16 protein-coding genes are annotated in these 12,350 nt (G+C 55.9%); 9 read left to right on the top strand and 7 right to left on the bottom strand.

Annotated elements, in window-relative coordinates; translation table 11 throughout:
- Nucleotides 1-156: 156 nt before the first annotated feature.
- A complete protein-coding gene (locus tag K6142_RS08985; protein WP_190244466.1) occupies nucleotides 157-759 on the bottom strand; it encodes a hypothetical protein in 603 nt (200 codons plus the stop codon).
- A 9-nt stretch (nucleotides 760-768) separates the two neighbouring features.
- The gene (locus tag K6142_RS08980) at nucleotides 769-1,365 is read right to left on the bottom strand and encodes a hypothetical protein (RefSeq protein ID WP_190244465.1); all 597 of its coding nucleotides are present in this window, start codon (nucleotides 1,363-1,365) and stop codon (nucleotides 769-771) included.
- 416 nt (nucleotides 1,366-1,781) lie between these two features.
- Between K6142_RS08980 and K6142_RS08975 the strand changes: the two genes are divergently transcribed.
- Together K6142_RS08975 and K6142_RS08970 are read left to right on the top strand one after the other, a co-directional pair.
- Nucleotides 1,782-2,060 (top strand): type II toxin-antitoxin system RelE/ParE family toxin, encoded by a 279-nt coding sequence (locus K6142_RS08975; protein ID WP_190244464.1) that lies wholly within the window; start codon nucleotides 1,782-1,784, stop codon nucleotides 2,058-2,060.
- Nucleotides 2,061-2,070: 10 nt separating this feature from the next.
- Nucleotides 2,071-2,376, top strand: coding sequence for a HigA family addiction module antitoxin (locus tag K6142_RS08970; RefSeq protein WP_190244463.1), 306 nt, complete (start codon nucleotides 2,071-2,073; stop codon nucleotides 2,374-2,376).
- An 8-nt stretch (nucleotides 2,377-2,384) separates the two neighbouring features.
- Here K6142_RS08970 and K6142_RS08965 read toward each other — a convergent pair whose 3' ends face one another.
- From K6142_RS08965 to K6142_RS08955, 3 genes are read right to left on the bottom strand one after another with little or no spacing between them, the layout of a single operon-like run.
- Nucleotides 2,385-2,852 carry a DUF1064 domain-containing protein gene (locus K6142_RS08965; RefSeq protein ID WP_223290295.1) on the bottom strand — a complete coding sequence of 156 codons (468 nt, stop codon included), beginning with the start codon at nucleotides 2,850-2,852 and terminating at the stop codon, nucleotides 2,385-2,387.
- Complete coding sequence (locus K6142_RS08960; protein ID WP_190244462.1) at nucleotides 2,849-3,481, bottom strand: hypothetical protein; 633 nt, start codon at nucleotides 3,479-3,481, stop codon at nucleotides 2,849-2,851. Before K6142_RS08960 ends, K6142_RS08965 begins: the two co-directional genes overlap by 4 nt.
- Nucleotides 3,478-4,392 (bottom strand): hypothetical protein, encoded by a 915-nt coding sequence (locus tag K6142_RS08955; RefSeq protein WP_190244461.1) that lies wholly within the window; start codon nucleotides 4,390-4,392, stop codon nucleotides 3,478-3,480. Before K6142_RS08955 ends, K6142_RS08960 begins: the two co-directional genes overlap by 4 nt.
- Before the next feature lie 26 nt (nucleotides 4,393-4,418).
- Here K6142_RS08955 and K6142_RS08950 point away from each other — a divergent pair, with 26 nt between their 5' ends.
- On the top strand, nucleotides 4,419-4,634 hold the full coding sequence (locus K6142_RS08950; protein WP_190244460.1) for a hypothetical protein: 216 nt from the start codon (nucleotides 4,419-4,421) through the stop codon (nucleotides 4,632-4,634).
- Between the two features lie 1,159 nt (nucleotides 4,635-5,793).
- On the opposite strand, the gene K6142_RS08945 is transcribed toward K6142_RS08950, so the two are convergent.
- Nucleotides 5,794-6,216 carry a phage regulatory CII family protein gene (locus tag K6142_RS08945; RefSeq protein ID WP_190244459.1) on the bottom strand — a complete coding sequence of 141 codons (423 nt, stop codon included), beginning with the start codon at nucleotides 6,214-6,216 and terminating at the stop codon, nucleotides 5,794-5,796.
- Between the two features lie 460 nt (nucleotides 6,217-6,676).
- Between K6142_RS08945 and K6142_RS08940 the strand changes: the two genes are divergently transcribed.
- From K6142_RS08940 to K6142_RS08925, 4 genes are all read left to right on the top strand, one after another.
- Nucleotides 6,677-6,973 carry a hypothetical protein gene (locus K6142_RS08940; protein ID WP_190244457.1) on the top strand — a complete coding sequence of 99 codons (297 nt, stop codon included), beginning with the start codon at nucleotides 6,677-6,679 and terminating at the stop codon, nucleotides 6,971-6,973.
- Between the two features lie 106 nt (nucleotides 6,974-7,079).
- Nucleotides 7,080-7,562: a hypothetical protein gene (locus tag K6142_RS08935; RefSeq protein WP_190244456.1), complete on the top strand. Its 483-nt coding sequence runs from the start codon at nucleotides 7,080-7,082 to the stop codon at nucleotides 7,560-7,562.
- A 524-nt stretch (nucleotides 7,563-8,086) separates the two neighbouring features.
- Nucleotides 8,087-8,773: a helix-turn-helix transcriptional regulator gene (locus tag K6142_RS08930; protein ID WP_190244455.1), complete on the top strand. Its 687-nt coding sequence runs from the start codon at nucleotides 8,087-8,089 to the stop codon at nucleotides 8,771-8,773.
- A 24-nt stretch (nucleotides 8,774-8,797) separates the two neighbouring features.
- A complete protein-coding gene (locus K6142_RS08925; protein ID WP_190244454.1) occupies nucleotides 8,798-10,465 on the top strand; it encodes an AAA family ATPase in 1,668 nt (555 codons plus the stop codon).
- Here K6142_RS08925 and K6142_RS08920 read toward each other — a convergent pair.
- Nucleotides 10,462-11,346, bottom strand: a complete 885-nt coding sequence (locus K6142_RS08920; protein WP_190244453.1) for a DNA adenine methylase — start codon at nucleotides 11,344-11,346, stop codon at nucleotides 10,462-10,464. The genes K6142_RS08925 and K6142_RS08920 overlap by 4 nt on opposite strands.
- A gap of 515 nt (nucleotides 11,347-11,861) precedes the next feature.
- Here K6142_RS08920 and K6142_RS08915 point away from each other — a divergent pair.
- Together K6142_RS08915 and K6142_RS08910 are read left to right on the top strand one after the other, a co-directional pair.
- Nucleotides 11,862-12,008 carry a hypothetical protein gene (locus K6142_RS08915; protein WP_190244452.1) on the top strand — a complete coding sequence of 49 codons (147 nt, stop codon included), beginning with the start codon at nucleotides 11,862-11,864 and terminating at the stop codon, nucleotides 12,006-12,008.
- Between the two features lie 2 nt (nucleotides 12,009-12,010).
- Nucleotides 12,011-12,301, top strand: a complete 291-nt coding sequence (locus tag K6142_RS08910; RefSeq protein WP_190244451.1) for a hypothetical protein — start codon at nucleotides 12,011-12,013, stop codon at nucleotides 12,299-12,301.
- Nucleotides 12,302-12,350: the final 49 nt, after the last annotated feature.

The raw sequence follows: 12,350 nt of genomic DNA, 5'->3' as shown, positions 1-12,350 counted from the left end.
GGGGTTTCTACGCATGAAGTCGGAGGACTCGACACACGCAAAAGGCCCCCGGTTCACCGGGGGCCTAGTCGTTTGCAGAGCTTCGCCCCAGCAGAAGGATTCGAGGTCGCCCCCCTAGCTGGCTAGCGTTGCCTCTTGGGCTGAATGCAAGAGTGCCTACAACGCGCCCTTGTCCTTTTCAGGATCAGATACCACCTGTGAACCATCCGGAGAAATCCGTTCCCCCTCGCCATCTAGAGCCAACAAGACGGGGAAGTCGTACTTCGCTGCCATCAATCGATGTTCAAGAGCTGCCAGTGTCACTTGATGTTGCGCCTTACGCATAAGGATGACGACCTGAATTAATCCACCGGAATATAAACTCAACTCTTGTTCATCAGCGGAGATGGCTCCGCGCATTTTTACCATCTCTTTTTCCAGAACTGCAATGTAGCTCTCCTTATCACCAGCTGCTCCACCTGTTGGTTTCAGCCTTGAAGATGGATATACCAATTGCACTCGGTGAATGAGACTTGCTTTCTTAGCCATCAACGCGGCCAATGTGTTTTCGTGAATGAGAATTTGCGCATCGAGAATTACCTTTAATGCTCCGCCATACCTGCTCGACTCTGCTTTTCTACCCGCAATTTCCTTATTCAACGCGTCGATGTCGCTCTGTATTTCTTGTGATGAAATTTTGTTTTCTGTCGATATAAAGAACACCGCAGATATTGCTACGCCAAACAGAAGCAAAATTACGCATATAATATATTTTTTCATACCTTAACCTCACAACGAGTCCTTTTCAGACTGTTCATAAAGAGTTTGAAATCTATTCATATTTTCATATTCATATCGCAACACAATATATGCTGAATCTCCAGATTGCGCTTTGACGGAAAGCATAATTCCATCGATATTATCTTTTAGTCTAGCTTTTCCAGACTTTGTCCAATAGCATGCATATGTTCGCTCGTTATGACTTATGGAAGCAACCCATTCATTAGGCTCTTTCCATATAGAACCATAGCGCAGCACATCTAAGAGTTTCCCTTCTCCATAGATTGAATCAAGTTGTTTCTTTAGAGAATCAAAAGAAGTCCGCACAGATGATCCAAACCTGTCATTACGAAAAGTGTGCGAAAGACCTACAATAACGGCAAGCCCAATTTCCGGATGCACTCCTGCAAGGTAGCTTTCAAATAATGAGTGCGGCTTGGGCACATTTGTCATGCTGTACCAAAATGGAGTATCCCCACTAGCAACAGCACCCGGAAATTTCTCCAGCCTGTCGCCCATATTCGTCCCAAACGGACCGGCCATAGCTGGCACGGCGAACCATAACATGACGACCAACAACAACGCGCGACTCCCAACTACCTTCACGGCAAGCCTCCTTTTCGCCAAAGCGTTATCAGTCAGCCGGAGACGTTGCAACGCGCATAGAACATCGGTCCTAACCGACGTTGGCTGGCTAACTCTCGGCAGACGCCTCTGCCGCCACCGGCGGCGTACACCTGATCCAATCCCCCTGGATCAACTCCCTCCGCCGCCCCGTGAACCCGCACACCTCGCACAGGTAGTCTGAGTCCCGGTCATCCGGCCCGGCCACCGACGTGCGCAGCAAGCGCAACGCCGCCCCGCACAGGGGACAGGGCACCACGTTCCTCGGCCTCGCCATCAGCACTTCCTCCCGGCGCTCGCGCGCATTTCCATGGTATCCGGCACCACTCCGGACCGCATGTTGACAGACATGACCGCCCCCCTTAATTTAACGACAAACGGTAAACGCTGGACGGAAAATGATCGCATCGTTCCGCTGCAAGGAAACACGGGCGCTCTTCGAGGGCGCGCCAACCCGCAGGTTCAGGGCCTTCACCAGCGTTGCCCTGCGCAAGCTCGACATGCTCGACGCCGCCGCATGCCTTGACGACCTGCGCATCCCTCCGGCCAACCGCCTCGAAGCACTCAAGGGCGACCGGCAGGGGCAGCACAGCATCCGAATCAATGACCAATGGCGCATATGCTTCGTCTGGCGCGACGGGGCCGCCCATGATGTCGAAATCGTGGATTACCACTGAGGATACCGCCATGCGCATCCGCACCCACCCCGGCGAAATTCTGAACGAGGAATTCCTGAAGCCCCTGAACATCACGGCCCATGCCCTTGCCGTGGCGCTTGGGGTGCCCGCCACCCGCATTTCGGACATCGTCCACCAGCGGCGCGGCGTCACCGCCGACACGGCGGCGCGGCTTGCCCGGTTCTTCGGGACCAGCGCGGCCTTCTGGATGAACCTGCAATCCGCCTACGACCTGTCCATCGTGCAGCGCGACAAGGGCGACGATCTGCTCCATATCCGTCCGCATCCTTCCGCCGGTACGGCCCGCGCCTGCTGATCCGGGCATCAGAACCTCTCCACTTCCCACTCACCGCGCTTGCCGGGCTTCACGGCTACGAACGTAAACCAAGGCTTCTGCTTGGCCGCGACCTTGATCTTCACGCGGGCATCATCTTCCCAGTGCCCTTTCACCTCGTGAAGCTCGACAGCGCCACTCGCCCGAATCACGAGAAAGTCGGGCGTGTAGAACGTCTTGTCGGCGAGCCGCAGCTTGAGCCCCTCGTAGTCCCAGCCCACGATCTTGCCCGCCCGTTCGAGGGCGGCCAGATGCTCGGCATACCGGGCCTCGGTCTGATTCATCCCTTCGCTGCGGTAGGTCCGGCCGGGCGCGGGTAGCCGCCCCTTGGCCTTCACCGGCGCCGGGACACCTGCCGGGCGCTGCACGGGTGGCGCTGCCTGCACCGGCGCGCGGTTGCGCATCCACTTTTCCAGCCCCCCAGCCGCCTTGATCTCTGCTGCGCTGACCGTACTCATCGTGCGGCCCCCGCCAGGGCTTCGGCGCGTGCCCGCTCGTGCTCCGGTCGCTCCTGCCAGTCCATGCCGCCACGCTCGAAGGCCCGCACTGCGCGCGGCACCGGCACGCCATGGTTGCCCCTGTCCGGGTAGAGCCCGAGGCGTTCGCGCTCGAAGGCCACGGTGCCGCCCACGTAGCCGCGCGGCATGACCATGAGTCCCAGCGCCTCGATGTCGCGCCGCGTCTCCCCGTTGCCGCCGGGATGGCACCGGCACCGGCGGACCAGGCGCTGCCACGTGTCCGCTCCGGTGCGCGGATCGCGGGCCGGTGCCCAGGCGAAGATCACGCCCGGCACATCGCACTCGGAGCAGCAGCGGGAATCGCTGACCACCTGCTCGGGGTGGTTGGCCTGCCACTCCTCCCACAACACGCGGATGGCCTGACCGAGGTTGCGCGGCAGCGTGGCGCCGTCGAGCAGACGCTGCCGAATCCACTCCAGCGGTGGCCCCGACGGGACATGCCCGCACTGCTCGAACCAGATGTCGCGGGAACGCTCGCCGGGCGGGTTGCACCCGAACCCCGCGTAGACATCGCTCACCAGCGCCTCGAATGCCGTCCGCCCCATGTTCCGTGGCGTTGCCTTGCTCATGCCCGTACCTCCGTCTGCTCTGCTTCTCTGGCCAGCCTGGCCTCATAGTCGGCGGTGTTGATCTCGTGGAACGACTTGCCCCGCAGGTTGGCGTACGGGTCCGGCGACCGTGGCGGCTTGTTGAGCCAAAACCGCCCGGAGAGGAACTTCTGGGGCGACGGGATGAACCGTCCACCCTCCTTGGCCCATTGCTCGCTGTTCTCCCACTCGGACAAGGCATCGAAGAGCCGGGGGAGGCCGGGGTACGCCCTGGCCTTCTTCATGGCCAACCACGACGGCAAGACGGCGTAGATCGGCTGCCGGGCGCGCTCGGGGTAGGCTTCGAGGAACTGCTCAAGCTCAATGTCCGGGACATGGCGAGGCGGTTCTGGCACATCAGGCTCTTCGGAAGGGAGAGAATCGACCGGTCCCAACCCGTCTCCACCCCCCAACGGGGGGGTAGGGGGGGTGCCTTTATTCTTCTCTTCTCCCATTCTTAAATTCTTGTTTGTGGTCGTCTGCTGGTCGCTTGCTGGCCGCCTGCTGGTCGTGTGCTGGCCGGATAGCTGGCCACCTTGCGGGTCAATCTGCTGGTCGCCTGCTGATCTTTCAGCCTGATATCTTCCCCAGTTCACAAGGGAAACCACGGTAAACTTGTTGGTCGCCTGCTGGGCGATAATCCCCATACTTTCAAGCGTTGCCAGACAGGTCCGAACCTTCCTTTCGGTCGAGCAAAGGTCCGCAGCTAATCGCTTGCGCCCGATGATGACTTGCCCCGGAAGAAGCTCAACGGAGGTGGTACCCACCAACTGCTTGCGCGGCTTGGACGACGCTTTGAGCATCAGGTACAGGAAAAGCTGGCACACCTCTGCATTAGCCATGATTCCGCTGTCTTCCAGCTTGCGCCAAACCTTGATATATCCTCTGTTCATCAGAAAACCCCCAAGGAGGGAAAAGCATGTCCTTCAAGCTTCACTACCGACCGGAGACAGAAATTTTCGTGAATGATCAGCTTACGGTCACGATTCGCCAGAAGAACTTTGAAATGCAGGATGAGGCCCTAGTTGTTCTGGCTCCTGAAGACATCCCGGCAATAATCGAGGCTCTTCAGGCTTGCGCCAGCGAAGCGCTTGAAATGCGAACCGAGGAAGAAAACGCCAAGGCTCAAGGGTAACCTCACCGCCTTCGTGTCGGCGCATCTGGCCACGGCGCCCACAGGTCACCATGGGCAAGGGCCAACCATTCGTCGCGGCACAACCACAACCGCCCAGCGGAGGGGAGGGAGTACAGCCGGGCCGCGCCAGGCAGCACCCTTCCGCCCCGTTCAAGCAGCACGCTCTGACCCACTTCGGGCAATGTGCCCGGCGTGCCGTCGTACCGCGTCCACGTGAGCGTCGTTTCCAACTTCATGACCACCCTCGCATGTCCGGCCCCGGATTTCCGGAACCAGCGCACGCTATGCAAACGATCTGCGCCTCACCTGAAAAAGACGCCGGTCGAAGGGCAATCTCTCGGGCTATAGCACACTTTTTTCCTTTGTATTGCAGGGTGTAAAATCTCCAAAAACACACCCTGCCCTTCACACCCGAATAGCTGTGCCCTTGCCGCGCGTCTTTTAGCGTCGGCGAAAAAATGCACCCTGCCGTCCGCACCCAACTACCTGTGAACCTCGGACGCGTCTTTTAACGGTTATGAATACAAGCGCCCTCACCGGACAGGGTGCCCCCCTCTCCCCCTCCCCTCCGGCTCCTGCCCCCTCCTCCCCCAGCAACGGGTCTTGCACCACTCGACGTGCAGCCACTGCCAGGGTGGCTTGGTGAAGGGGCACGGGCGCAGGTGGGGATAGCGGAGATACGCGGCGCGGGCAGCCTCCGGCGTCGTGTAGCCGATCTGCTCGGGCGACTTGGGGCGGTAGGGGCATCCACAGGGCACGCCCTGAGCATCGCCCCGCGCAGGGGAGCGACCAACCCCGGACGCACGCAGGCTTGCCACTCCTGCATCGCAGTGCCGGGAATCGCCCGCTAATTGGACTTCACGCTGCCTGTACTGTCCCGTCACACGCGCCCCCTTCATGCATGGGCACACGGCGTCACCGCCGCGCTATCCCGCCTTGCGTATCCCTTTGTGGTTATTGCGCAACATCAGCAATTCATGTTGACCGCACCAGAAGTGGACACTACACATCTTGAGAGCACATCACCTCCGATGTACTCCCTCTCTGAGGAGCCTCCGTCTGCACCACGGGGGCTTCTCTCTTTTCGGGCCGCGCACCACTGCGTCGCAGCCAGATTGGCTCCACAGTCCGCAACCACACCACGCGGCACGGAGAGCACCTACCCTGCGCCGCTGTCCCGGTCTCTGGCGCGCACAACCACGTCCTCCAGTTCCTTGAGCGCGGCGCGCAGCCTGGGCATGAGGTCGGTGTAGTGCCGCCCGGCCCGCGCGGCCTTGATGAAGTCGGTCACGGCCTCGTAGCCTTGCAGGCACTCGTCCTCCATGCTCCGGCCATCCGGCTCGCCGCCAAGGGGGCGCAACCCGTAGCCCATGAACCCGGCCAGCGCCTCCAGCGGGGCCACGGAGCGGCAGGCGCGCATCAGCGGCACCAACGACTCGACGCCGAGCTTAGCGCCCGCGTCATAGGGGGAAAGCTCGCGCGAGAGCGCGGACTTGTGCTTGCCGATCTCGGCGGCGATGGCCGTCAGGGTACGCCCCGAGTTCTCCACCATGTCCGCGATCACATCTTCCAACGCGCGCATTAAACAACCTCCTGACAAGTTTCATTTTCTCTTGGCGCATGTCGGGGTAACGTGTGAGCATGGAAAAGAAGGTGCATGTCCACGTCACCAGCCGCCGGTGCCTGAACGGCAACCACGTCGCCCTGGTCCGCCTGACCTCGCCGGGAGACGTGGACTGGCGATCCGTCCTGCTCCCCTCCCCCGCGTTGTCCGGCTCGTTGCTTGATGCCGTGGTTGCAACGGCTCTGCGTTACCACGCGGGAGGGCATGGGGCGCGCTTGTGCGCCGAGTACCAGCTACGGCTGCCGATGCACCCTTGATGCAGGATGCTGCATCGCCAGCACCCGACCAGCCTCCACCGGCAGCAGCGCCCCGCGTCCTGTAAAAATCATGCTGCATAATTGACCTTGCCCGTGTGCCCGCCCTACCCCACAAGAAGAGATAACTACCCATCAGCACACTCATTCTCGCGGGGCACCTCATGAACGATCTCATCAGTACCGCCATCCGGAACCGCTGCTGCCTTTTCGTCCGCTGCGCAGAGCATGAATGCATGATCGAGCCACACCTTCTGGGACTCAGCGCCAACGGCAAGCTCTTGCTCAAGTCCTATCAATCCCCCATCCCGGACACGCCGTTCCCTGTTGCTGGCTGGCGGACCTACCGACTGGAGGACATCGAGGAGATCGAACTCACAGACATCCCGTTTCCCGGCCCTCGTGCTGACTATGACGCCACGCAACCGGGCCGCATCGCCAAGGTCATCTGCCAACTGTAGCGGGGGATCACCCTCCCGCCCGCAATGCCGGGGGCGGATTGCCCCCGGCCACGAATCCTCGGTATGGAGGCGGTAGCCACTCCAACCTTCAACCAAGGGAGGGACCATGCTCAGCAAACTTCAAATTGCCATCCTCAAGCACTTGGACGAGGCCAGCCCCGAAGAGGTAGCGGCAAAAGATTTTCACCAGTACGGCGAGCCCGATGCCTGCAACAAGGCGCTGATCTACCTCGACGGGCACGGACTCATTGACGGCTTGATCGTTGAGACCAACGACAGCCCCCGCACATGCTTGACGGCAAAAATTACCTCGGAAGGCCAAGACGCCATCTCCGAACACGGGGGCTACACCGCCCAGAAGCAAACCTTCACCATCCGCCTTGAGCAGGACACCATCCGCGAGCTTCTCCTCGCCAAGGCGGCTATGGCCGAGCTTCCCGAACCACAGCGCAGCAAGCTCAAGGCGGCCATCGCCAATCTCCCCGCAGAAGCCCTGAAAGCCCTCACCCTTGATCTGCTGCGCAAAGGAGTGGCCCAACTTCCGGACGCGCTTCAGCTAATTGGTAGAGCGTGCGGCTTACCCTTTTGAAGCGCAGCGAGCCCACGCCCTTCACGTGGAACCAGAACTCGGGCCGGTCTTCGTGCAGGAACTCGAAGTAGGCGTGGATGCTCGGCACAGGTGAGCCCTTGGCCTCCTTGCGCTCGAAGAAGTGGAAGCGCCCGAACATTTGCATGCTGCCTCCTGGTTCCGCCCGCAGGCGGGTTGAAGTGACAACGCGGCCCGGCAGCATGGGCATGCCATGCCGTCAGGCCGCGTCGCGGGGTGGGGGCCAAAGGTCTGGACGAATTAAATACAACGGAATGGAAAGACGAACGGAGTAACGGATAGCCATCTCTGCTGAGATTCGGCGCCGCCCCTGGCAATGACAGTACACCGATCCACGGGAAGACACGCCTGCGGCTAGGGCTAGTGCCCCGTATGAAAGCCCGTGATTTTTTCGAAATTGCTCAAGAACATTTTCCATACCTCATGTTCTCACAAGAGAACAAATACATCAATAAACAACGACTTTGTTTCTTGCTGAAAACACTCCCACCAGCTACCTAAAAAAAATGGATAAGTGGAACAAAGTCGCACAAGACGCTTGGCAAGCAGTTCTCGCGGGTGTCCAAGCCCTGAAAAGGGAGGGGAAGACGCTTGACGAGATCGCGCGCATCTTGGGCGTTAAGAATCGCGCCCTTATCGGCGAGTGGCTAAATAAAAATCGAGAAGCAGCAAATGCTCCTTTTCCCAACATGCTTCGCTACCTTGAAGCACTCGGCTATAGCGCACAAGATTTCCTTCCGCCGCCTACGATAAAGCGTGTCGCCCCAAATGCCCCGGAAGAAACCATACCGCACGCTGAAGGACTTCCCTCTATTCCGGTTGTCGCGCATGCAGGGGCAGGGCATGAAATTGATTTTTTCCTTAGCGAACCTGAGCGTATGCTACAGATTTTACCTAGTTACTTTCACCCTAACATGCGCGCAGTCCAAGTAAACGGTGACAGCATGGAGCCCACTATACACAAAGACTCGTGTGTCGGTGTCATCCCTGCTCATGGACAACTTGAAGAGGGACATATCTATCTGGTAAACAGGCCACCTTTTGGGCTTGTCGTAAAAAGAGTCTTTCAAGGGGAAAGCAATGGCATCATTTTGCGTTCTGACAACCCCCGATGGCCCGACCAGTACATATCATGCGAAGATCTTGAAGGAATAATAATAGGAAAAGTCATTTGGGTTCTTCAAAAGGTATAAAAACCACAGACACGGAGCTCAATAATGGCAGACATGAAAAACAAAATCACAAAAATTCACGAAATAAACATTCAAAAGTTTCGAGGTCTAATCGACGTTAACGTCAAATTTGCCGACAGAATAACAGTGATCTGCGGAAAAAATGGAACTTCAAAGTCGACAATTCTAGGTTTAATAGCCCAAACTTTCAGCTTTAGAACTGACTACACACAACACCCCCCGGACTCGTCACTTAAAGACTATCGAACCATTTCCGGCGCACAATTCGAATCCAAGTTTAGTGAACACTTCAGATTTTCAAAGACTTTTGATAAAGCAAAAGATATGGACGTCGCCATCAAAATATATGATGGCGCTGAAGATACAAAGTTAACTGACCTCAAACTCACTCTCGTAGGTTCAAAAGACAGAACATTTCCGCGCCCCGTCCTTCGAAACAACAGCACAAAATACACGGATAATGCCAGCAGAAACGTAACGCACCCTTTGATATACCTCAGCATAAAAAGACTGCTCCCCATATCAGAAAGAGATAAATACACACCAATAACCCGTGATGCCATCTCCTCCCTTCAAGGCAAAATGCTTTCTGACCTCAACAGACTTCTATTAAAAAGCAACTGCTGCGAACTCACAGCAACAGAGGGAACACTCCCTTCCATAGTTGGACACGCTAGCCACTATGATCACGAGTCCGTATCGGTTGGCGATGACAACGCTGGACAAATAATACAATCGCTCTATTCATTCAAAATACTCAAAGAAACTTATAAAAATTACCACGGCGGAATTCTTCTTATTGACGAAGCGGATGCCGCGCTTTTCCCTGCCGCCCAAATAGAGCTTATCAACTTACTTACAAGATTTTCAAAAGAATGCGACCTACAGATCATCATAACTTCGCATTCTCCAACACTCATAGAACGCGTCAAGTGGCTTAGTGATAAATCAAAAAGCGATTACAGCGTAGTATATATATCAAGCCATCGCGAAAAAATGGAGATCCACGAAAACTACTCGTGGGCAGAGATACTCGCAGATCTCAAGGTTGAGCCCCTGCGCCTTGGCCTCGCAATCCCCAAAATAAATATCTACTTTGAGGATGGTGAAGCCAAACATTTCTTTAAAAGAATCGTTGGAAGTAAAATCAAACGGCGCCTCAAGATATCAAAAGCAAATCTCGGCTGTGAAAACTACAAAAATCTCATTAAAGAAAAAATAGAAGAGTTTTCCAAAAATAGCATAATATGCTTCGACCAAGATGTTAAATCCGTCCCAAAGATCCCCACAGCCGTAAAACTCCCTGGAGCCATCCCCCCCGATCAACTGCTCTTTGAATTGCTTTCAAATTTCAGCAGAGACCATGCAATATGGGAAAATGAACTCAGAATAACCAAAGATGTTTTTTATAGAATCGCGAGAGAGATTCGCCAGCTGCTCAACATCAATTCAGAGGCCCCAATAAACCTTTCTCAAATGCTGCCAGGCATTAAGGCGGAAGGTGGCATCATACGCAGCACCTTTAAAAATTTCTACAAAGATCAAACAATACAGGCTCTCGCCGACAAGGCATTCGACATATGGAAGAAGGACAATTCCGCTCTGTGCCTAGACTTTGAAAAGAACTTGATCAAAGCAATCAGTGCTGCTGAGAAGCAGATACACACGATCGCAGCCAGAGCCATACTTTAAACCTCGTATTTGTACGATGTTATAATTTCTTCCGGAATCTTCAGAGACGGAGGAGAGATGAAAATCTCTTCTCCTCTCCGTGAAGCATGCGACCGATAATGAAGTGTAAAACTACGAATGATCATACCATCATAAAGTTGCCTTATCCTACCTACATCATCATAAGTAACAACCCATTTAACATTCTCTGAAAGGCTTTTCATTTTCCTTGCGATAACTGCATGATCATCTTCTTTGTAATAATTCATATAAAGAGTTGCCCCTTTTAAAAAGTAAGGGGGATCCAAAAAAAGTAAATGCGCATCGCCATAGCTATTGCTTATTGCTGATATTAAATCCAATGCATCCTTTTGATGCACTTCAATTTTATCAACAAGCGGCGCGATTTTTTCCAGAAGCGCGATCAATCGTTTTTTTGGAAAACGAGCATCTATTAGGTATTTCCCTGTCTGATTAATACCGCCTACAGGATTCGCACCAAGAATTCCTGACCGATTACATCTATTCAAATAAAATGTTGCGAACCCTATTTCTCTATCGCTGTAACCACCGGGACAGGAAAAAACCTCCTTTTGCCTATGCCATTCTTGCACAGATATAGGAGTCGAATCTATTCTCAATGCAAACTCATACGGGTCTTCTACTAAAAACCGCCAGAAAGCGGATATTGCCGGATCTGCATCATTGATTATGACTTTTCCTGCAACCCCACTGAGCAGAAGATTCATCGCGATACCGGCGCCGCCTGCGTACGGTTCTACGTACACGCCTCCAACCATATCATTCATTTGAAAAATATTGGCAATCGTGTTCGTTAGAACCGATTTCCCCCCAGGGTATCTCAACAAGCTATTTGTCTTCGCCATGTTTTCAGTATACAAGTTTCGGCCTCATTCTTCATCCAAATAAATAGCTTTTATATCATGTAGTTATCGAAACGACTTCTTGTTCTCATCTCTCCTGTCTTTGCGAGAAACAAGAGTTTGCGTTGACTTTGTTTCTTCATGAGAACAAAATACCTCATCACCATCGAGGAACACCCCGCGAGCAGCGCCATCCCGGCAGAGCGAACGGAAGGAGCCGAGGACGGTGGTCCCGCCGGTCAGTAGCGAGGCCCGAACAACGCGCGAAGGCATGCAGGTAGCGCGGATCAGTAGGGAGCCGGGACCGAAGGCCATGAAGGCGGGCGGCATCAACGGACATGGATCGTTGTTCCCTGGGATAGAGCCGGGGCCAAGCACTCACGGGAAACCTGCTGCACCGCCGCGCAACCCCTTGGCCGGGTGACGGACAGCAGCCCAGCGGTGGCCGGTGACTACCGGCGGGATGGAAGGCAACGCAGCCGGGCATCCCGCCATCCCACGGAGCAACGATCCGGAGAGTAGCCGGAGGGAACATGGCGACCATCATCACCAGAGTGAACGGCAAGCCCGTCTGGGCGAACAGCGCCGACATGCTGGCCCTGCTCATCGTGGCCATGCAGATCGGGGCGCTCACCGCGCAGGCCCGCACGTGGCAGCGCGCGCAGGGATGGAGGCAGTGACCATGCAGTGGTTCACCATCGCCTACACCCGCGAGGGCGCGGACCGCATCCACCTCGAAACGGTCGAGCACCCCAACGAAGTCGAGGCATGGGGCTACGCCGTGGACATGGCCGACACCGGTTGCGAGGTCGAGATCATGCCCCACTACTTCTGCATCCCCTCGTACCACGGCCACAGCTTCCGGCGCGAAGTCAGGGACGCCAGCGCCCGCGCCGATGCGGTCAACTGGCACCACAAAGGCCTCGCAGCACGTGAGCGCCTGAAACAGATGGCCCAGACAACGGCGACCTAGCGCACCGCGCGGCCCCGCGCCGCACCTTTCCCACATCCCTGTCACGGGA

This window comes from Nitratidesulfovibrio sp. SRB-5, assembly GCF_019931275.1.
Lineage (GTDB): Bacteria > Desulfobacterota > Desulfovibrionia > Desulfovibrionales > Desulfovibrionaceae > Cupidesulfovibrio.
This window is presented reverse-complemented; position numbering and strand designations above follow the sequence as displayed.